This is a genomic window from uncultured Algoriphagus sp., assembly GCF_963974835.1.
Classification (GTDB): domain Bacteria; phylum Bacteroidota; class Bacteroidia; order Cytophagales; family Cyclobacteriaceae; genus Algoriphagus.
Genome location: NZ_CAXBET010000001.1, coordinates 226,986 through 248,407, shown reverse-complemented (window position 1 = coordinate 248,407; position 21,422 = coordinate 226,986). Strand labels below are relative to the sequence as shown.

The following is a 21,422-nucleotide window of genomic DNA, read 5'->3' as shown; positions in this document are numbered from 1 at the left end:
AAAATCCCCTGAGTCTTTCGAATCAGGGGATCTCTATTTTAATATACAGGGGGATTATCCATTCATACTGATCAGGAATTCAGCATTATCTCTGGTCCCTTTCATTCGCTGAAGTAGGAATTCCATGGATTCCTGAGAGTTCATATCGCTCATTAGCTTACGGAGGATCCATACACGCTGCATTTCTTCCTTATCCATCAATAGATCTTCACGGCGTGTACCTGAATTGAGCACATCGATAGAAGGATAAATTCTTCTATTTGCGAGCTTACGATCTAGGGCTAGTTCCATGTTGCCAGTACCTTTGAATTCTTCAAAGATCACTTCATCCATTTTAGAGCCTGTCTCAACCAGTGCTGTAGCAATAATTGTTAAAGAACCACCATTCTCCACGTTACGGGCAGCACCGAAGAAACGCTTAGGTTTATGAAGTGCATTGGCATCCACACCGCCGGAAAGGATTTTTCCTGAGCTTGGCACTACCGTATTATGAGCTCTGGCAAGGCGAGTGATGGAATCCAATAAGATTACCACGTCATGGCCAACTTCTACCATGCGCTTTGCTTTTTCCAACACGATATTAGAAACTTTCACGTGTCTGTCAGCAGTCTCATCAAATGTAGAAGAAATCACTTCTGCATTTACAGAGCGAGCCATATCTGTCACTTCCTCAGGGCGCTCATCGATCAGCAAGATCATCAAGTGAACTTCAGGGTGGTTTTTGGTGATGGCATTTGCGATCTGCTGCAGCAAGACAGTCTTACCTGTTTTTGGCTGAGCTACAATCATACCTCTTTGACCTTTTCCGATAGGTGCAAATAGATCTACAACTCGCGTTGAGAATTTGTCGCCAGTGGTAGAAAGGTTTAATCTTTCTTCAGGGAAAAGAGGAGTAAGGTATTCGAAGGGAACACGGTCTCTGATTTCGTCTGTAGTTTTCCCGTTAACGGTAGCGATCTTCAAGAGAGCGAAATATTTTTCACCTTCTTTTGGTGGACGAATTGAGCCTTTAATGTGGTCGCCTGTTTTCAGGCCGAAAAGTTTTACTTGGCTTGGAGATACATAAATATCATCCGGAGAAGCAAGGTAATTGTAATCCAATGAGCGAAGGAATCCATATCCTTCCTGCATCATTTCCAATACACCTTCATTTTCTATTACGCCATCGAATTCACGTGGATTAACTCCAGGACGTCGACGGTTTGAATGAGGAACTGTTTCTGCCGACGGAGCCATCACTTCATCTTGTGACTTGAAGTTTCTCCTTTTCGGAAGCTCTACTTCCTGATCTGGTTTAGCAGGTGCAGCAGCGGTTGCTGACTTTTCTTCCTTAGACTCGGAAGTTGTTTCTACCTCTTCGAACACTTTTCGTCTTGGTCTGAAAGTTTTTGGCTCTTCTGATGCTGGCTCAGGATTTTGTTGAGGTTTTCTTTCAGCTTTTTCTGGCTGCGCTTCTTTTTTTGCTTTCCAGTCTGGCTTGGTTTCTTTGGCTTTCGGCTCTGGAGACTTCGTAGACTCTTCTGCTGGAGTTTCTTCGGTTTTAGGAATTGCCGTTACATTCTGTCTTTTAAACTTTGGCTTGAATTCTGGCTCTTCTGCCGATTTAGAAGCGGCTGGTTTTGGTGCTTCTACAGGTTTTTCTGCAACCTTCGCAGGTTCATCGGTTGCTGAAGGTTTCTTTTTTGGTAGGGCTTGCTCTGGGGTGATAGCCTGCTGATCTAGGATAGCGTAGACGAGTTCATCTTTCTTTAGAGATTTGTGGTTTTTGACACCTAGCTCTTCAGCAATTTCCTTCAGTTCAGACAGTAACCTGACTCTGAGTTCTTCTATGTTGTACATAAAAAGGGTATGAAATAAATAAAATGTAGCAAATGCGGTATTTGAGATCGTGGATGATTTTCTGAGCAAAAAAGATCTGCAGGAAATACTCAAGTCAAAGTGGGCTGACTTGCTCATACACGTGATGACACAATATTAACCTATGTGATTGTATTAACCAAATATTTATTCGGTATCCGAAGTTATTTCAAACATTTAACAGCGATTATCCATTTAATTGTCTGAGAATGTCCAAGGATTTCCAATTTCCTGGATTATCGAGATGCTGGCTATAGAAGTCAAGTAAGTGATCCAGAAGTTTTTGACGGAGAGGCTTTCCGATTTTTGTCTCGTTGTCAAAAGACTTTTTCATAAGTGCTGTCAGATAATCTTCTGCTTGAGTAAGCTCTGAAACAGAAAATGGCTGGGACCGGCTTTCTGATAAATATCCCAACGCTTCCTCAGGAGCAAAGCCTAAGTAACTGGCTTTCTCAATCAGAAATATCAATGGAAATTGACCTAGATGTACTTCTTTGCTGTCTAACTTATAGATGCAATTTTGAAGAAAATCAAACAGCAATTCATTTTGATAATTTTCGTAAATGGACTTGCTGATTACTTCAGTCATAAAAAGAGCTATTCCGGTTCTGGTAAAATCAAACGCAATGAGCTGATGGGCGCGGTGCAATTGTGCTTCGGAGATTCTCTGCAATCCTGCGTTGTCTTTATCATAAACGACAAGATCCAAAAGAGTTAACGGCTGATAAAGTGCTGTTTTTGATTTGTTACCCTGAGTACGCACACCATTTACCAAGTAGGATTTGAGACCCAGTTCACGTGTAAAAATCTTTACGATGATACTTGTCTCTTTGTATCGAATGGCACTTAAGACTATTCCTTGGGTTTTTTTTAGCATATTTTATAATAGCTATCTGTGTCTTGCCTGTGTCAGCCTGAGCGAAGTCGAAGGCTTTTTAAACAGCAACTAAAATAATGGTCCTCAACATCACGCCATTGGATACATCCAAAGACATATCAAATTAAAATCCCTCTATTTCTTATCTTCATAAAAGCACTTTCTACAGCGCGCTTCATAGCTTTCTTTTTCTCCAAGCACTACTTTTTCTTTGGTATCTGAAAGCCTCAAAGAGAATGCTGCAAGCCTACCACATTTCATGCAAATAGCGTTTACTTTGGTTACGTACTCTGCTATTGCCATCAGTTGGGGCATTGGGTCAAAAGGATTTCCCTCAAAATCCATATCCAGTCCGGCGAGAATAACGCGCTTTCCCTGATTGGCCAGCTTTTGGGCTACGGAAACTATCTGATCGTCGAAGAATTGAACTTCATCTATTCCTACTACATCACAATCCCCGCTTAAAAGGAAGATATCATCTGCGAAATTTACAGGCGTGGAGCGGATGGATGTTTCATTATGGGAAACGACGTCATTATCGTCGTACCGCTTATCCACGGATGGCTTAAATATCTCTACCTTTTGCTTTGCAATCCTGGCTCGATTCAGTCTGCGAATCAATTCCTCTGTTTTTCCAGAAAACATTGAACCGGTAATTACCTCGATTTGCCCCCTATTACCAGAGGACTTCAGGGTACCTATTGAAGGTTCTATAAACATTTCAGTTTCTTATTCGCTATATTCTATATGTGGGAACTTGTTAAATTTCCCAACTCGGACAATGATTTCTCCTGACTGAAGCTCCGCTTGACAAGCTAACCTTTCTCCGGGTTTTAATCTTCCCTGATTAAGAAAGTCAAGCTCCGCTTTGGTGGGAGGGGAGAGGTTTTCTTCTCCTGATTTCAGGATAATTTTGCAGGTAGTACATCTGCCCTTTTTCCCACAGGCATGCATCCAGTCGATACCATTTTCATGAATAATTTCGATAACTTTACGATGAACGCTAATGGAATCAATCCTCAGATTAAATAGATTTTCTATGACGATTTGGGGCATTTGTTCGTTGACTTTTGTAAACACCACTCTTCAATGACAACTCAAATTAACAGCAATTATTTAGAAAAATACGCAGAAGACTATGCCGCAATTGTTTGCGCGCAGTATTTCTCATCCAGACAATACATGACTGGACAGGATATAGTAAAGCTTACAAACAGTACCCAAGTGAATTTCTTTATTATCAAAAGACTTTTTGAACTATGGAAAGAAGAGCTAAGCAAGCTAAAGAGTAGCCCCTATTTTGATTACCGTGATATTACAGTGCATGAAGCCTTGACGGAATTTATGAATGTACTTTCGAGGAGAATCAAAATAGAGAAAGAGCAATTGCAGCCACTTTTGACTACTGCTGTAGAGCAAGCGGTTCAACTTGCCACAGATCCAGTCGCCTTTTATCAAAACGAGATCACCAAGGCTCCTTCCGGACAAATCAATGAATTTCTGAAGGAAAACCGCAAGTATTACAAATGGCATCATCAAGTAGTTTCATTTTTGATAGACAAGGCCGGTTTTGGGCACGATGAGAATGCCTACTTGCGTGCTGTTTCAGCTAATTACCATACCATAAGCGAATCCCTGGAATCTGTCAATTTACTTTTGGCTACACTGGGAGATGTTAAGCCATTTGATCTGGATGCTTATTTGGTGCAGGAATCTGTAGAACCAACTTTGATTCCTGAGCCTTCTTCCAATACTGAACCAAATCGAGAGGAAGAATCCAAAAGTTCGTTCTTTGACCAAGTGGAAACAGATGAGTCTCAGAGTAAAAATGTTGTGAATGAACCTGTGAATGTGGAAGAGCGATCATATGTCCAGCCTACTCAGAACAATTACAGGAGCAGCCCAGCAGGGAATCTTGATCCGTATAATTTGAAGGCAAAATTTGAAACACTTTCATACAAAGGAATGAAAGGGATTAGGGGTGAGCTTGCTGATAGCTTAGCCATTAATCAACGCTTTATGTTTACCAAAGAGCTATTTGACGGAAATGCTGATTTACTTAGACATGCCTTAAAATCTATCGATAAATGTAAGTCCTTTGACGAAGCAATTGGCCTTGTGAACTCAAGATATGTTGGAGAATTGGGATGGAAAACTGACAACGAGCCAGTTCAAGAATTTCTATTGCTAGTATACAGGAAGTTTGAGGTTTGAAATAAAAAATCATACACTAAATACGAAGAGCCGAATTTTGGCTCTTTTTTCATTTTAAATAATCAAATCCCCTTAATTTATAGGAATTACTTTATTCACCGATTATCTTGTTTTTGCATGTCGGTACTTTTGAGAAAGCCTTTTTAAATCAATGCGTAAGAAAATCCAAGACCTAGAAGATATACCTCCATTGGATCCCGGAATAGATGCCGTGGATAATTATTGGTACCTAATAATGTATTTGCGGGATTTAATAAAAGCTTCTGAAATCAAGGCTGGCCTAGTACTTTCTTTCTATGGTTTGCTTATGAATGTGTTCTTTCAATTTTACGAGCACTTGATCGAGCTGGCATCTTCGGACGTTCTGACTTATGGATTCATGGGCACTTGGTTTATATTCAGCGTTATTTCCATTTATTATAGTTTCAGATGCTTTATGCCGCAGATTGAAACCAATTTTGACAAGAGCGTATTTTTCTTTGGAAATATAATTTCGTCTTACGGTCCGATCAAAGACTATGTGAAAGAATTGGAAAAAGTGAATACCAAGAGACGCCCACTTTTTGATCAGTTGGGAGAGCAGGTATATATCAATGCCAAAATCACTGCGACAAAGTTTAGAAATGTCAATCTCTCGGTCCGATACTTATCATTTAATATTGGTTTAGTGTTTGTCTTTATACTTTATTACGCTATAAAGACGGCATTTTAGCCAACAGCCCTGTTTCATTCATTCCATGCAAGGATATCGCACTCTTCGAAAACAAGTTTTAACTAATCTTGAGGCTAATCTACCCAGCTCATTAACTTACCATGCTTTAGATCATACACTCGATGTGCTAAACGTATGCAATCAGTATATCCGAAGAGAACAGCTTCCAGAAGAAGAAAGATATCTGCTTAGGACGGGAGCTATTGTTCATGATATGGGATTTCTCCAAGGTTCTGCTAATCATGAAGAAGTAGGAGCAGGGATGGCTGAAGTGATCATGAAGGACTTGGGCATAAATAAAAAAGATATTGAACTCGTCAAAGGATTAGTGATGGCAACTAAAATCCCTCAAAATCCTCAAAATCATCTTCAGAGAATTATTTGCGATGCCGATTTGGATTACTTGGGTAGGCAGGATTATCCTGAGATAAGTAAAAGATTATTCACGGAATTAAAGAATATGAATGTGATTTCTACTGCTCAGCAGTGGAAAGAACTACAAATCAATTTTCTGAAAGCACATCATTATCACACGCCATATGCAATTAAAAATCGAGAGCCTCAGAAGCAAATCTGGCTAAAAAAACTTTTGGATTCTTAACTCATCCTTCCCAGCTGAAGAGCTCTGGCACTGTCCATTTTGATGAAGATGAAAAGCAAAATGGTAAATGACCAAAGTGAGGATCCTCCATAGCTAAAGAATGGCAGAGGTATTCCCACTACCGGAAAAAGTCCAATGGTCATGGCTATATTTATCATAAAGTGGAACATTAGAATCGAGATCACACAATAGCCATAGATTCTGTTAAACCTATTTTTTTGACGCTCCGCCATGAAAACCAACCTGGTGAGCAAAGTGACAAAAAGTGCGATCACCACTAAGCTTCCCAGCCAGCCAAATTCCTCTCCCAAGGTACAAAAGATGAAATCCGTATGTTGTTCCGGAACAAAATCGAACTTGGTTTGGGTACCCTGCAAATAGCCTTTACCTGTAAGACCACCTGAACCAATAGCAATTTTCGACTGATTTACATTCCAGCCAACCCCCAGTGGATCAATGTCTGGATTGAATAACACCATTATTCGGTTTTGATGATGCTTGGGAAGCTTTGATACTGCAAAATCAAGACAATAAGTGAAGGCAATTAAAGCTAGCCCGATAACGCTGAATGCAATAATCTGCTGGGGTGTCTTTTTCCCCATCAAAATGAGGATAACAACAATTACTACAATAGCCCCAGCCAAATAAAGATTGTTTTCTATTCCTAGTGCCAGTAAGGCAATTGTAATAAAGCCGATTCCAAGCACATAATATTTTTGGGGTAGACCTTCTCTATAAAACATAATGAACATAGAGAAATAGACCATCGCCGTTCCCGTATCTGGCTGAAGAATGATCAATATTATCGGCAGTAAGAGTACTCCAAAAGCCTGTAATTGATATTTGGTTTTGGAAAGATCAAATGTGGGCCTTTCCATGAACTTGGCTAGAGCAAGGGCTGTCGCAAATTTGGCAAACTCTCCAGGCTGAATTCTAAAGGAACCAAAACCAATAGTAAGTATCTGCCCGTTTACTTCTTTTCCTATAAAAGGAGTGAGTAACAATAATACTAGCATTACCAGATATATTGGGATTGCCAGATTTTCGAAAAGCCGGTAATCTGCCGCCATGATCACGGTGATGATAGCGATGGCAGTTCCTATCCAGACAAGTTGGATTCCCGAATTGATGGAAGTATCAAAGATGCTTTTGTCCACTTGCCCATCATAGACTGCAGCGTAGATGTTGAACCAGCCTATCATTACCAATGCGAAATAGATCATCACGGTGATCCAGTCCACCCGATTTATATTGATATCCTTCTCCCGCATTAATAAATGAAATTTCCAGCGATTACATAATTCTCCAGATCAGGTCTTGAGATGCTGTCTTTGAGGTATTTTTCTATCATAAGTGAGGCAGTACTAGCTGCCGCCCTTCCTCCCCAGCCTGCATTTTCCACGTACACGGCTATGGCTATCTGGGGATTCTCTTTTGGTGCAAAAGCAATAAATACAGAGTGGTCTTCTCCGTGCGGATTTTGAGCGGTACCCGTTTTACCTGCAATCTGTATGTCTTTCATCAGGGCACGCTGTGCGGTACCATATAAGGCTTGAACCATTGCGTCCTGAACCATATCAAAATGAAGGGCATCTACACCTACTTCGTGCTTGGTTTGATATTCTATTGGTATTTTGGTGTTGTCACCATCAATTGCCCTAATCAAATGTGGGGTATAGTAATATCCCTTATTTGCAAAAATGGCTGCGAGATTAGCCATTTGAAGAGGGGTCACTAAAAGTTCGCCTTGACCAATGGAAAGAGAATAAATGGTAGAATATTTCCATCGACCATTTCCATAGTAATGATCATAATAACCACTGTTGGGAACCAAGCCTTTTTTTTCATTTGGCATATCCACTCCTAGAGTACCACCTAATCCAAATTTTAAAACTCTTTCTCTCCACGCGTCTAGTCCGATCTCGGTATCCTTAAAGGTATTACTTGACACTTCCTGATTAATAATTTGACGGAAAGCCTGATGGTAATAGGGGTTACATGAATTTCTTATTGCTCCAAACAAATTGACTGGAGAAGGGTGGTTGTGACATGCTACTAAAGACTTATTGCAAGCAAAAGTAGTTTCAGGAGTCAAAATTCCCTCCTGAAGGCCTATCAGACTTTGGACTATTTTAAATATAGAGCCCGGAGGATAAGTCGCCATGATCGGACGATTGAACAGAGGCTTAGTCTCCAGTTTATTCAGAGCAGTATAGCTTTTGCCAAAATCGGAACCGGTAAGTGTATTTGGATCGTAGAATGGGGCAGAAATCATGGAAAGAATTTCTCCGGTCTTTGGCTCAATAGCGACCACAGAGCCGGTCTTTCCCATCATGAGCTTTTCTCCATACTTCTGAAGCTCCATGTCTATGGAGGAGTTGATGTTATGACCTGCTACGGAGGAGGTATCGTACTCACCATCCTTGAAGGGACCTTTGTCTACTCCCCGTACATTGACCATCTTATATTTTACTCCTTTTTTACCACGCATCTCATCTTCGTAAAAGCGTTCCATTCCGCTGAGACCTACGTAATCCCCTTGTACATAATACCCGGAGCTGTCTCGCTCAAGTTGCCTTCCACTGATTTCGCCTATGTATCCTAATGCGTGGGAGGCAATTGGGTTAGGATAAGAACGGACTGAACGCGTCATGATAAACAGACCAGGATAATCGATCAGAAAATCCTGTATTCTGGCAAATTCATTCGTGGAAATCTGCTTGATAAAAGTCGATGGCTTTACGGATGAGTATTTTCGTGCAGCTTGATAAGATTCGATCAGATGTTCTTTGGTGATTCCAAAAAGTTCTAAGAATCGGGTGGTGTCACCCACTTCAAATTCTTTAGGCACTATCATCAAATCAAAAATAGGATTGTTGTACACGAGTAGCTTTCCTTTTCTATCGTACACTAATCCGCGATAGGGGTGATCTACAATTCTTTGTATAGCATTACGCTCAGCTTTTTTAATAAAGCTGTCGTCCATTACTTGAATCATAAAAAGCTTGGTCAAAAGAACCAACCCTATTAAGAAAACAAAGATGATTATTACTACGGGCCTTTGGTCGTTCATTAGATTCCTCTCCTGCGTTTGAAGAACAGTAGTTGTACAATTATAGCCAAAATGACTGTAAATATCGAGGAGAAAAGGCTTTTGTTTAGAACGCCAAATAATCCTCCGGTGCCCCACTGATCGGCAATGAAAAACATCAGTGAAAAGGCAAAAACTAAAGGTAAAGAGTAGCTGATATACCATCCTATTCCCATTTCAGGAAGAGTCGGATTATTTGAATCATCATAGCCGCCGTTTGGACTCAAAGCTTTTAGCCAAAATGAACGAAGAAATGCCAAGAGTGTGACAGCAGAAGCATGAAGACCTAGCGTGTCGTAGAATACATCTATAAATAACCCAATTCCAAAACTGAGCAATATCAATGGGAAGCTTCTCATATTAATTGGGAAGCTCAATATTCCCAACAAGTAAATAAAGCAGAATGCTACACCAAAAAGCGCTACGTTTTTCAATACTAAAATCTGTACACTACATAGACATATAACCAAGAAGATGAAAGTGATCAGGTTTCTAAAATTCATTTTCTATTAATGATTTGTTCTGGAGAGAATCTATCTCTTCTAATTGGGTATTTTCTACTAGATACACGTAATGAACCTTGCTAAAATCTGTACTCAGATTTACTACGATGTCCAAATAATTAGGATCTTCTCCTTGTTCGACGCTTTCTATAATTCCTACTATAATTCCCTCAGGGAAAACAGCACTGTAACCGGTAGTAACTACAGTATCTCCAGGATTGGCCGTCACGTGACGGGGAACATAAAGAAGCTTCGTTTTACTGGAGTTTTTTCCATCCCATTTTATAGAGCCAAATGAATCATTGCTTTTGATTTTGGAGGATATGCTAAGTTCTGTATTAAGTAAAGAGAATGCCACTGAGAAATTTTCAGATACAGACTTTACCCGACCGACAACTCCTTGATCATTAAATACGCCCATTCCCGGAAACACCCCGTCCTTGGCTCCCTTATTCAGAGTAATGTGGTTTTGTGAAAAGCGAAGAGAATTGCTGATAATTCTGGCTCCCCTAAAATTAAACTGTGATTCTAATGCAGAATCCAATTGGAATGAAACACTATCAGGAACAGCGTTCATCACTTTTAGCTGCTCAAGCAATAAGGCATTTTCGCTGAGAAGAGCTTCATTATCTTCAGCGAGGGAAAAGAAATCCACCACATCCGAGCGGGTCTTCAGAACGGACCCGGTTAATGCATTGGAACTATTGAAGAAGGCTGCACCCTGAGGCGAATTATTGGAGACAATCAAACTTATCGCCAATACTTCAAGCAAAACAAATAATAGAAATGACCTTAGACTGTAAAGGAATTGAAGGATGCGTAGCATTCGGGGTTTAAGTCATCAATACTGTTCGGAAATTCTGTACATTTTTCAAGGCAGTGCCGGTTCCTCTCACTACAGCTCTCAGCGGATCCTCTGCGATGTGAATAGGAAGTTTGGTCTTTTGGTGAAGTCTTTTGTCCAAACCTTTCAGCAAGGCTCCACCACCTGTAAGATGGATTCCATTATCATAGATATCTGCGGAAAGTTCTGGCGGAGAAATTTCCAATGCTTTCAAGACCGCTTCTTCTATTTTAGAAACTGATTTATCAAGTGAGAAAGCAATTTCAGAATAAGAAACTTTAATCACCTTAGGAATACCGGTCATCAAGTCACGGCCTCTGATCTCGTAATCTTCCGGAGGCTCATCCAGCTCAGTCAAGGCAGAACCGATAGCGATCTTCACTTTCTCTGCAGAGCGCTCACCGATTAATAAGTTGTGTTGACGACGCATGTAGTCTAGTATGTCCTTGGTAAACGTGTCACCTGCGACACGGATAGACTGATCGGCGACGATACCTGAAAGTGCTATCAAAGCAATTTCTGTTGTACCACCTCCGATATCCACGATCATGGATCCCATAGGTTTCTCTATGTCGATTCCAATACCAATTGCAGCAGCGATTGGTTCGAAAATCATATAAACTTCTTTGGCGCCAGCATGCTCGGCAGAGTCACGTACGGCACGTTTTTCTACCTCAGTAATGCCGGAAGGAATACAGATCACCATGCGGTGGGACTGTGGGAATAAGCCTTTTTTCTGACCGGGGATCATTTTGATCAAACCTCTGATCATTTGCTCGGCGGCATAGAAATCCGCAATTACTCCATCTTTCAACGGACGGATAGTCTTTATATTCTCATGCGTTTTCTCATGCATGTTCATTGCTTCCCTGCCTACCGCCAAAACGCGGTTGGTAGTTTTGTCAATAGCAATGATAGAAGGTTCGTCTACTACAATTTTATCTTTATGAATGATCAGGGTGTTTGCAGTACCGAGGTCAATTGCAATATCACTAGAGAAAAAGTCAAATAATCCCATTTTTAGGTATTGATTGTATTTACTGGAGTTAAGAGTTTAATATACTATGCTGAGCACTCATATTAAACGGGGGTCGGCAAAATTATTATCTTAATGGGACAAATTTGATAGAATCGGGATATTTTTTGGTAACAAAATCAAATGATTGTCAGGGGGCTTTAGTTTATTGAAGTTTTTTTGATGAAAAGAAAACCTAATTATCTCTAAATCTTGATTTAGTGGCCTCATTGTTTTTACTACAAAAATATTTACCTTTGCGTCGTATTCGAAAGTTTCTGGAGGGGACACCATATGGTCCCCTCTTTCATTATGCATACTATGACTGAATTGAAACAAGCTATCGAAGAGATTGTAGAGAAGCATCTTCCGGATGAGAATCATTTCATTGTAGAGGTAAAGATGTCTGAGAAATCAGGTAAAAAGCTTCTAAACATCCTTTTAGACGCTGATGAAGGTGTAACTATCCAGGCTTGCGCTAAGCTAAGCAGGGCGGTTTCGGAAGAGCTTGAGGCAAAAGAAATGATGCCTGAAGCATATATTCTGGAGGTTTCTTCCCCAGGTCTTGATTTTCCTTTGAGTAGTAGAAGACAATTTCAGAAAAATATTAACAGAGAGCTTAAAGTTTCTTTGACTTCGGGAGAAGAAATTCAAGGTATACTACTTGAAGTTTCGGAAACGGGAGTAAAACTGTTGGTAAAAAAGAAAAAGGGAAAAGGCAAAAAAGCCACCGAGGAGGAAGTTTCGCTTCCTTTTGAAGAGATGAAGAAATCAATTGTACAAGTATCTTTTAAATAAATAAAATGGATGCCAAAGTCTTAATAGAATCCTTCGCTGAATTTGCGAGATCTAAAAATGTGGATCGACCTACGATGATCCGTATCTTGGAAGATGTGTTCAGAGCGATGATTCGCAAGAAGTTTGAAACTGATGAAAACTTCGATGTGACCATCAATGCTGATCAAGGTGACCTTGAGATATTCCGTATCCGCGAAATTGTTGACGACAATTCTGAGGATATTTGGGATTTAGACAAAATCAGCTTTGCAGAAGCACGGAAAATCGAACCTGATTTTGAAATAGGAGAAGAAGTATACGAGAAAATTGAATTGGAAGCCTTCGGAAGACGTGCCGTGCAGATGGCCCGTCAGACATTGATCCAGAGAATCAAGGATCTTGAAAAGGATATTCTTTACACTAAGTATGAAGAATTGGTTGGCGAAATTGTAAGTGCTGAAGTTTATCAGATTTTGGGAAGAGAGATTCTTCTTATGGATGGTGAAGGAAATGAATTGATTCTGCCAAAAGCAGAGCAGATTTCTAAAGACCGCTTCAGGAAAGGTGATACCGTAAAAGCGATTGTTCATAGAGTGGACATGTCTAACGGTAACCCAAAGATTATCCTTTCCAGAACATCTCCTATATTCTTGGAGCGTTTGTTTGAAAACGAAGTTCCTGAAGTCTACGATGGATTGATTACCATCATTAAGATTGTGAGAGAGCCAGGCGAAAGAGCAAAAGTTGCTGTGGAATCTTACGATGACCGCATTGATCCAGTAGGAGCTTGTGTGGGAATGAAAGGATCACGAATTCACGCTGTGGTAAGAGAATTGCAGAATGAAAATATTGATGTTATTAATTACACTGAAAACTTGGATTTATATGTCACTCGTGCATTGAGTCCAGCTAAAGTTTCTTCGATCACTGCGAATGAAGAGACGAAAAGGCTTTCTGTGTTCCTTAAGCCAGACCAGGTTTCTCTGGCTATTGGTAAAGGTGGTTATAATATCAAACTTGCCAGTAGATTGGTAGGTTATGAGATTGACGTTTTCCGTGAATTGAACGAAAGCGAAGAAGAAGATGTCGATTTGATGGAGTTTGTTGATGAAATCGACAGCTGGATCATCGACGAATTAAAGAAGACAGGTTTAGATACTGCGAAAAGCGTACTGAGCTTGACTAAAGAGGACCTGACTCGTAGAACAGAGCTAGAAGAAGAGACTGTCGATGAGATATTCAGGATACTCGGACAAGAATTTGATCAATAAAACCGGGAAAAAATCCCCGAGTAATACCCTAATTATTTAAGATTTCGAAAGAAGTTTTTGCTTATGTCAGAAGAAAAAATGATGCGTTTAGGCCAGATAGCCAGAAAACTCAACGTGGGTACGGCAACCATAGTTGAGTCCTTGGCTAAAAAGGGCTATGAGGTGGAGAATAATCCGAATTCAAAAATCAACATGAGTCAAGTTGAGATGCTGAATAAGGAATTCAAATCTTCTGCCCTGGATAAAGAGGAGGCATCGCACCTCTCTATAGGGAAGCGCCATGAGCCTATCTCTATAGAGCCAGAAACTCCAAAAGAAGAGCCAAAGCCAGCTGCACCAGCACCCGCTCCAGCTCCTGCGCCAAAAGCACAGGAAGTTCCGAAGCCGTCTGCGCCTACACCAGCTCCCGCGCCTGCGCCTAAAGCAGCTGAGGAGAGACCAGCGCAAACTTCTGCACCTACTCCGCCTGCCGATGCGGAAAAGATTTCTACTGATCCTCCAAAATTGGAGGGTATTAAAGTATTGGGTAAAATTGATCTGAGCAAAAATACAAGCTCAGTGCCTAGACATAAGCAGCATGGCCAAAATAAGTATGGCCAGAAGCAAGGGCAAGCCGACACTAGAAAGCCTCAACCAGCCCCACAACATAATAAGCCTCAGCCAAGACCTGCTCAGGAGGAAAGAAAGCCGAATGTGCCACCTACTCCTCAGGTGAAGAAAGAGCAACCTAAGCCTGCTCCACAGCAGCCAAGCACTCCAGTACCGCCAGCGGCAAAGGATCAAGTGATAGCGGCAAAAGCAGATTCACTTAAAGGCCTAACTGTACTTGGGAAAATTGAGCTTCCTGCTGATCGACCTAAGAAAAAAGGAGGGCCAGTCGCTTCTTCTGACGAAAGAGGTCGAGATAAGAAGCGTCCTCGTAAGCGTATTGATAAGCCAGGAGGACCTGGTCAGGGGAATGCGAATCGTCCTGCGGGAGGTCCAGGCAATAGGGCTAATTCTGGAGGAGGTAATCGTCCAGGAGGAAACCAACGCGGTGGAGCACCTGTGAGAGCTCAGAAAGCAGAGCCTACTCAAAAGGAAATTCAAGATCAAATCAAACAGACCTTAGCCCGTCTTCAAGGTAAAAGTGCTGGAGGAAAAGGTAAGAGCAGAAGAGATAAGAAAGCTGAACGAGAAAGAGACGTCGACTTTGAAACGGAAGAGACAAAAATCTTAAAAGTAACTGAGTTTATATCCGCAAATGATTTGGCGGCTTTGATGGATTTATCTGTTAACCAGATCATATCTGCTTGTATGTCACTAGGTATGTTCGTTTCTATCAACCAGCGATTGGATGCAGAAGCGATAACCATCATTGCTGATGAATTTGGATACGAAGTAGAATTTACTAAATCTATTGAAGACGAAATCGAGGTAGAGGAAGAGGATTCTCCGGAAGAATTGGTGGAAAGAGCTCCAATTGTTACCATCATGGGTCACGTCGATCACGGTAAGACTTCCTTGCTTGATTACATCCGTATGTCGAAAGTAACTGCGGATGAGGCTGGAGGAATTACACAGCACATTGGCGCTTATGACGTAATGACTAAGACAGGTCATAAAATTGCATTCCTAGATACGCCGGGCCACGAAGCATTTACAGCGATGAGAGCACGTGGTGCGAAAATCACCGATGTGGCCATTATCGTAATTGCGGCAGATGACAGCATCATGCCTCAGACTAAGGAAGCTATCAACCACGCACAAGTGGCGGGTGTACCAATGATTTTCGCGATCAACAAAATTGATAGACCAAATGCAAACCCAGCCAAGATCAAAGAAGAGCTTGCTAACATGAATCTCTTAATTGAAGAGTGGGGCGGTAAGTATCAGTCGCAGGACATCTCAGCGAAGACAGGTGAAGGTATTGACGACTTATTGGAGAAAGTTCTCCTTGAATCTGAAGTATTGGAACTTACTGCGAATCCAGATAAGAATGCTGCAGGTACTGTAATTGAAGCATCTCTCGATAAGGGACGTGGATATGTATCTACTATCATGGTACAGGCTGGTACATTAAGAATTGGAGATATCATCCTAGCAGGTCAGCATCACGGTCGTGTGAAAGCAATGTTTGATCATAAAGGCAAAAAGCTGAAAGAAGCAGGACCATCTACACCAGTTCAGGTACTAGGCCTTGGTGGAGCTCCTCAAGCAGGTGATATCATTAAAGTGTATGACACTGAGCGTGAAGCTAGGGATATAGCTAACTCAAGAGAGCAGATCCAGAGAGAGCAAAGCTTAAGAACTAAGAAACATATTACGTTGGATGAGATCGGTCGTCGTTTGGCAATTGGATCATTTAAAGAATTGAACATCATCATCAAAGGTGACGTGGATGGATCAGTAGAAGCACTTTCTGATTCACTATTGAAACTTTCCAAGGATGAAGTGAAGGTGAGCATTATCCACAAAGGTGTGGGGCAGATCTCAGAATCTGATGTATTGCTGGCTTCTGCATCTGATGCTATTATTCTTGGTTTCCAGGTAAGACCTTCTTCTAATGCTAAGAAATTGGCTGAACAGGAAGAGATCGAAATCAGACATTACTCCATCATCTACGATGCGATCAACCAGATCAAAGATGCAATCGAGGGTATGCTTGAGCCAGAATTCGAAGAAGTTATCACCGGTAATATCCAGGTTCGTGAAGTATTTAAAATCACTAAAGTCGGTACTGTTGCAGGTTCTTATGTTACAGATGGTTTCATTACCAGAAAGAACAAGATTCGTGTCATCAGAGACGGTATCGTGATCCACGAAGGCGAGATCGATCAATTGAAGCGATTCAAGGACGATGTAGCTGAAGTGAAGGCAGGATACGAATGTGGTATTTCTATCAAGGGCTTCAATAATATCGAAATTGATGATACAATTGAAGGTTACGAAATGAAGGAAATTAAGCGTAAAAAATAATTTTCGCTTAGATATAAAATGAAAAGGAACAGCATTGCTGTTCCTTTTTTAGTTTTACATAATGAAGGAGGCAGTTTTTATTCTTTTATGTGCTTTATTCTTTTTTTGCTTTGTAAGCTTAGTTGCGGGATTGATACGTCCAGTTTTAGTGCTTTGGTTTTTGGATAGAATGAATAGACTAAAAGTCTTAAAAATCTATGGAATAGCTAGTCTAGTGTTGTTTGTCATTATACTTATCGCAGAATATTGTTTTAGATAATCATCAATCTTAAATGATGATTTGGAATAACTGGTTTTTAATAAAATATCTGTAACAAATTTTTAGCTGGGTGTTGGCTTTGCAAATTGAATTTTAATACTTTTCGAATTGTAATAAACCCCGAATTGAAGAAAGCCTTATCTATATTCCTTTTTGCATGTTTTGCCATTTATCATTTTGGCTACTATGCATTTTATTATTCCTATGACCAGCATTTGGAAAATAAGTGGGAGGATAGAATTTTTAGCGAAAATTCAATAAAAGGTCAGGAGACTCTAATAGAGATTCCTCTTTCTGCACCCTATATGGCAAACCAGGAAGAGTTTCGTCCTACAAATACTTCCTATGAAAAAGATGGTAAGTTTTTTCGTGCTATCAAGCAGCGTTATCAAAATGATACTTTACAAGTAATTGTAGTACCGGATACTGCCCGTGGTGTTTTGGACAACACAATCAAAAAATGGATCTCATCTCTTGTGGATGATGATTTTCCAGATGGTCAGGACGACAAGACAAGTGTTAAAATTTTTATTAAAGACTATCTCCTTCCCGAGGCATTTTTATTTCAGTCCAGTCCGCAATTTTCATTAAATGATGGATTGGTTGCTGCTATGACAGCATATACCAATAAATTGGGAGAAATAGATTCCCCGCCTCCCCAGCATTCCTGATTAATTTATTTAATGTGATGATTTCTTTTTCTCAACCTGTAAATGGCTTTGGGAAGAGAAATAATCCTGCAATCCTCTATAGGTCATCTAGTATGATAGTATGACTACATGAGTTTGCTTAACAAAATTGGGAATCAAGACTAAAAACTATGAAAAAATATTTATGGCAGCTTATTCTCCTGATGGGGGGAATAAGTTTGTCGAACCTTAGTTTGGCACAAACTCCAACGGACGGATTGATGATGCCAAAAGGTGATATCTGCTTTCTACTTAACTATGAGTATGGGGAGTTTGATCACTATTGGGAAGGTGAGACCCTTCGAAAAAATGGAACTATAGCCCAAGTACAGCGGAGGACCGCTATGGTAATGGCTGCATATGGAGTTACGAAACGGTTGGATGTTTATGCTGGACTTCCTTATGTAACAACGACCTCGACAACTCCTAATGGAGGAAAATTCGCTGGAACTTCTGGAATACAAGATTTAACTCTAGGTCTGAAATATGAAGTTTTACGAAAAAAGGGCGAAAAGGGTGAATGGACAGCATTCGGTTCTGTCACATTTTCTACCCCGGCTTCAAATTATCTATCTGACTATCAGCCTTACAGTTTAGGTATTGGAGCTCCTCAACTTGCCTGGAGAGGTTTGACTGAGTATGAGTTAAACAATGGTTTCTACTTAAGAGCACAAGGTGGCTATATCTGGAAAGGTTATACTGAGGCAGAGCGCGAATACTATTACAATAATGGGAGCTATTATACTTCTTGGATGGATGTTCCCAGTTCATGGGTTTATGAGGCAGTTCTAGGAAAATGGTTTGCAAACAAATCTTTAAGAGTTGAGCTCAGCTATAACTCATCGAGATCTACATCAGGAGATGACATACGGGCTTATAATGCTCCTCAGCCCACAAATAAAGTGGATATGGATCGTGTCGGAGTATTCGCCCAATATTTCTTTAAAAAGCCAAAAGGCCTGGGTTTGGTAGCATCATATAGCCGTGTTATTGATGGAAGAAATGCACCAGAGATGGCAGCTATAAGTGCTGGTGTGACTTATCAATTTGGCCTTTTCACTCCTAAAAATTGAACAGATGAATATACTTCGACTAATAATAATTTTCCTAGTTACAGCAGTTCTAGTAACTGCTTGTAATATGGACTTAGAAACTGAATTGGAATATAAAAGCTATGAATTCTCAGGAATAGATGAGGATGCAGGGACTTGGAAGCCTATTTTAATTTCCTCTGGAAGCGAAATTTCGATTGACACACCTTCTGGAGCAGAATCTGCTGAGTTTTTGGCGGAAGTAGAAGGAGTAAAGTCGGCTATTTCTTCTATGTCAGGTGACCAACGCAAAAATGTAGATCACTGGACGAACAATGCTGTGCTTCGTTGGAATGAAGTTGCACTTGGTTTGATAGCCAAATATAATTTGATCCCGGGGCCAAACGTAGATGAATCCTACACACTTCCTGATCCTGCAAATCCAGCTGGACCGCCGGTGTTTCCTTTTGCTCATCCTCCTTATGCAAGTAGAGCTTTGGCTTACCTTTCTGTGGCACAGTATGATGGGATGATCTCTGCATGGCACTATAAATTCCACTTCAAAAGACCTGCACCTTATCAGGTTGATATGGATATTGCTCACGCTTACGTGTCTAATAACTTACCTTCCTATCCATCAGAAGGTGCTGTTTTGGCAACGGTCTCCAGAAAAATCTTAACAGCTATGTTTCCTTTGGAGGCCGAATATTTGAAAGAGCTAGAAGAGCAACATTTGGAAAGCTTAATTTTAGCAGGAGAGAATGTCCCTAGCGATCTGGACGCAGGGAAAAAGATTGGTGAAGAAATCGCCAGCATTGCATTGTCAAGAGCTGCAAATGACAGGATGAAATATGCGCAGTCTCCTAAAGCAGTCTCGGATTCTTTAAGAAAAGCAGCTTTTGAAAGGTTTGGCTGGCAGTGGGAAAATCTGGAAAGCCCTGCTCGTCCTGTTGGATTGACGCCTCTTTTTGGCAAGGTGAAAATGTGGAATGTTCAAAATGTAGAAGACACCAGACCACCACTTCCACCGACTCCAGGATCAGAAGCGTTTGAAAAGGATGTTAGGATTTTGAAGGATTATGCTGAAAATGTAACCCACGAGCGTAGGAGAATAGCTAACTTTTGGCAAGATGGATTAGGGACATATACTCCTCCTGGGCACTGGAACGATATCGCAGGAGAATATATCCTAAAATATAAGTTAAACTCGATCCGCACAGCACGCGCTTTTGCCTACATGAATATGGCAATTATGGATGGAGGAATCAGCTGCTGGGATACAAAATATTACTATTACTACCCGCGACCTATTCAGATGATTAAGGATTTCGAGACCATTGCGGGTACACCTAATTTTCCAAGTTATACATCTGGACATTCAGTATTCTCTGCTGCAGCCGCGGAAGTATTGACTTATTTATTCCCCAGCGAAGGAAATATTTTCCAAGAATGGGCTGAAGAAGCAGCTATTTCAAGAGTATACGGAGGCATTCATTGGACCTTCGATGCTACTGCAGGAACTGCTCAAGGAAGAAATGTAGCCCAGTACACCATTGACGTGGCCAAAACTGACGGTGCCGATAATTAACAATTAGAAAATAAACTCATGAAAATATATATCAAAATACTTCTCGCTACTGTCGTATTGACTTTAGCCTATTTCAATTCCTATTCTCAAGGTTGCGTAGCCATCAGACAGTTTTCAGGCCTTGGCAATGCTGTCGGTCAAGGAAACATGCTCAATAAAGGAGAATGGAATGTAAGCGCCAATTACCGCTATTTTAAATCATTTAGACATTTTCGAGGCACTGAGCAGGAGCACAATCGCTTGACAGATCACACCGAAGTGATCAATAAACAACATGGTCTGGATATCAATATCAGCTATGCTTTCACCGAACGGCTTTATGGCATCGTTTCACTCCCAATGCAGTACAACGAAAGAAGCTCGCTCTATGAACATAATAGGACAGAAAGGCACACATCGTATTCCAAAGGTTTCGGCGACATGAGAATCGGTGCGGGATACTGGTTGCTTTCCGGTGAAAAAGCCAAAAAAGGAAATACAGCAATCGGACTTGGGATCAAATTCCCAACTGGCGATTATGCAGCGACAAGTACGTTCTATAAAGGAGATGAGGCTACACCTACTGAATTGACTGTCGATCAATCCATTCAATTAGGTGATGGTGGGACTGGTCTAATCGTGGATTTTCAGGGACTTTGGAATATTGGCAGTACTAACTTCTGGTATTACGATGGTTTTTATATGTTCAATCCTAAAGAAACAAATGGAACTCCTACAAATAGGAGCAGACCTAATGAAGCAATCATGAGTGTGCCGGATCAGTTTGCTGTCAGAACTGGTGTATTCCATTCCTTTGAAAAAATCCATGGACTTGGAGCATCTTTAGGAGGACGAATTGAAGGTATTCCTGTGCATGACGCCTTTGGTGGAAGTGAAGGTTTTAGAAGACCTGGCTATATTATTTCAGTAGAGCCTGGAGTTAGTTATATGCGTGGTAATGTGACAGGAACGCTGAACGTTCCGATTGCTTTATTCAGAAATAGAACTCAAAGTGTGACGGACATTGAGAATTCAACTCCGGACAATGTTGTTCATGGAGATGCTGCATTTGCAGACTATCTAATCAATTTCACAGTTGCTTTAAGAATTCCTAAGAAAGCAAAAGACGTTTTTAATTCACTTTAAATAGAATAAG

General features: G+C 40.7%; 19 protein-coding genes. 10 read left to right on the top strand and 9 right to left on the bottom strand.

What is annotated here, in order from left to right; all coding sequences use genetic code 11:
* Nucleotides 1–54: 54 nt before the first annotated feature.
* The 4 genes from rho to AACZ73_RS01190 form a co-directional block, all read right to left on the bottom strand.
* The gene (gene rho / locus AACZ73_RS01205) at nt 55–1,839 is read right to left on the bottom strand and encodes a transcription termination factor Rho (protein ID WP_339876323.1); all 1,785 of its coding nucleotides are present in this window, start codon (nt 1,837–1,839) and stop codon (nt 55–57) included.
* Between the two features lie 205 nt (nt 1,840–2,044).
* On the bottom strand, nt 2,045–2,734 hold the full coding sequence (recO, locus tag AACZ73_RS01200) for a DNA repair protein RecO (RefSeq protein ID WP_339874675.1): 690 nt from the start codon (nt 2,732–2,734) through the stop codon (nt 2,045–2,047).
* 135 nt (nt 2,735–2,869) lie between these two features.
* Nucleotides 2,870–3,454 (bottom strand): thymidine kinase, encoded by a 585-nt coding sequence (locus tag AACZ73_RS01195; RefSeq protein ID WP_339874673.1) that lies wholly within the window; start codon nt 3,452–3,454, stop codon nt 2,870–2,872.
* 9 nt (nt 3,455–3,463) lie between these two features.
* Nucleotides 3,464–3,790: a 2Fe-2S iron-sulfur cluster-binding protein gene (locus tag AACZ73_RS01190; RefSeq protein ID WP_339874671.1), complete on the bottom strand. Its 327-nt coding sequence runs from the start codon at nt 3,788–3,790 to the stop codon at nt 3,464–3,466.
* A gap of 33 nt (nt 3,791–3,823) precedes the next feature.
* Here AACZ73_RS01190 and AACZ73_RS01185 point away from each other — a divergent pair, with 33 nt between their 5' ends.
* The 3 genes from AACZ73_RS01185 to AACZ73_RS01175 all read left to right on the top strand — a co-directional run bounded on the left by AACZ73_RS01185 (nt 3,824) and on the right by AACZ73_RS01175 (nt 6,261).
* The gene (locus tag AACZ73_RS01185) at nt 3,824–4,948 is read left to right on the top strand and encodes a hypothetical protein (protein ID WP_339874670.1); all 1,125 of its coding nucleotides are present in this window, start codon (nt 3,824–3,826) and stop codon (nt 4,946–4,948) included.
* A gap of 151 nt (nt 4,949–5,099) precedes the next feature.
* Nucleotides 5,100–5,660, top strand: a complete 561-nt coding sequence (locus AACZ73_RS01180; RefSeq protein WP_339874669.1) for a Pycsar system effector family protein — start codon at nt 5,100–5,102, stop codon at nt 5,658–5,660.
* Nucleotides 5,661–5,685: 25 nt separating this feature from the next.
* Nucleotides 5,686–6,261, top strand: a complete 576-nt coding sequence (locus tag AACZ73_RS01175) for an HD domain-containing protein (protein WP_339874667.1) — start codon at nt 5,686–5,688, stop codon at nt 6,259–6,261.
* Here AACZ73_RS01175 and rodA read toward each other — a convergent pair.
* The 5 genes from rodA to AACZ73_RS01150 are packed head-to-tail and all read right to left on the bottom strand — an operon-like array spanning nt 6,258 to nt 11,717.
* On the bottom strand, nt 6,258–7,532 hold the full coding sequence (gene rodA / locus AACZ73_RS01170; protein WP_339874665.1) for a rod shape-determining protein RodA: 1,275 nt from the start codon (nt 7,530–7,532) through the stop codon (nt 6,258–6,260). The two genes, AACZ73_RS01175 and rodA, sit on opposite strands and share 4 nt — an antisense overlap.
* Complete coding sequence (gene mrdA, locus AACZ73_RS01165) at nt 7,532–9,334, bottom strand: penicillin-binding protein 2 (protein WP_339874663.1); 1,803 nt, start codon at nt 9,332–9,334, stop codon at nt 7,532–7,534. Before mrdA ends, rodA begins: the two co-directional genes overlap by 1 nt.
* On the bottom strand, nt 9,334–9,855 hold the full coding sequence (locus tag AACZ73_RS01160) for a rod shape-determining protein MreD (RefSeq protein ID WP_339874661.1): 522 nt from the start codon (nt 9,853–9,855) through the stop codon (nt 9,334–9,336). The genes mrdA and AACZ73_RS01160 overlap by 1 nt, the downstream gene beginning before the upstream one ends.
* On the bottom strand, nt 9,845–10,681 hold the full coding sequence (gene mreC, locus AACZ73_RS01155) for a rod shape-determining protein MreC (protein WP_339874659.1): 837 nt from the start codon (nt 10,679–10,681) through the stop codon (nt 9,845–9,847). The genes AACZ73_RS01160 and mreC overlap by 11 nt, the downstream gene beginning before the upstream one ends.
* Before the next feature lie 7 nt (nt 10,682–10,688).
* The gene (locus AACZ73_RS01150; protein WP_091695686.1) at nt 10,689–11,717 is read right to left on the bottom strand and encodes a rod shape-determining protein; all 1,029 of its coding nucleotides are present in this window, start codon (nt 11,715–11,717) and stop codon (nt 10,689–10,691) included.
* Between the two features lie 318 nt (nt 11,718–12,035).
* Between AACZ73_RS01150 and AACZ73_RS01145 the strand changes: the two genes are divergently transcribed.
* From AACZ73_RS01145 to AACZ73_RS01115, 7 genes are all read left to right on the top strand, one after another.
* The gene (locus AACZ73_RS01145) at nt 12,036–12,512 is read left to right on the top strand and encodes a ribosome maturation factor RimP (RefSeq protein ID WP_339874657.1); all 477 of its coding nucleotides are present in this window, start codon (nt 12,036–12,038) and stop codon (nt 12,510–12,512) included.
* 5 nt (nt 12,513–12,517) lie between these two features.
* Nucleotides 12,518–13,762: a transcription termination factor NusA gene (nusA, locus tag AACZ73_RS01140; RefSeq protein ID WP_339874655.1), complete on the top strand. Its 1,245-nt coding sequence runs from the start codon at nt 12,518–12,520 to the stop codon at nt 13,760–13,762.
* 63 nt (nt 13,763–13,825) lie between these two features.
* Nucleotides 13,826–16,720, top strand: coding sequence for a translation initiation factor IF-2 (infB, locus tag AACZ73_RS01135; RefSeq protein ID WP_339874653.1), 2,895 nt, complete (start codon nt 13,826–13,828; stop codon nt 16,718–16,720).
* Between the two features lie 384 nt (nt 16,721–17,104).
* Nucleotides 17,105–17,650 (top strand): hypothetical protein, encoded by a 546-nt coding sequence (locus tag AACZ73_RS01130; protein WP_339874651.1) that lies wholly within the window; start codon nt 17,105–17,107, stop codon nt 17,648–17,650.
* Nucleotides 17,651–17,799: 149 nt separating this feature from the next.
* Nucleotides 17,800–18,741: a transporter gene (locus tag AACZ73_RS01125; protein ID WP_339874649.1), complete on the top strand. Its 942-nt coding sequence runs from the start codon at nt 17,800–17,802 to the stop codon at nt 18,739–18,741.
* 67 nt (nt 18,742–18,808) lie between these two features.
* The gene (locus AACZ73_RS01120; RefSeq protein ID WP_339874647.1) at nt 18,809–20,287 is read left to right on the top strand and encodes a phosphatase PAP2 family protein; all 1,479 of its coding nucleotides are present in this window, start codon (nt 18,809–18,811) and stop codon (nt 20,285–20,287) included.
* Nucleotides 20,288–20,305: 18 nt separating this feature from the next.
* Entirely contained in the window at nt 20,306–21,412 is a 1,107-nt protein-coding gene (locus AACZ73_RS01115) for a hypothetical protein (RefSeq protein ID WP_339874645.1), read from the top strand.
* Nucleotides 21,413–21,422: the final 10 nt, after the last annotated feature.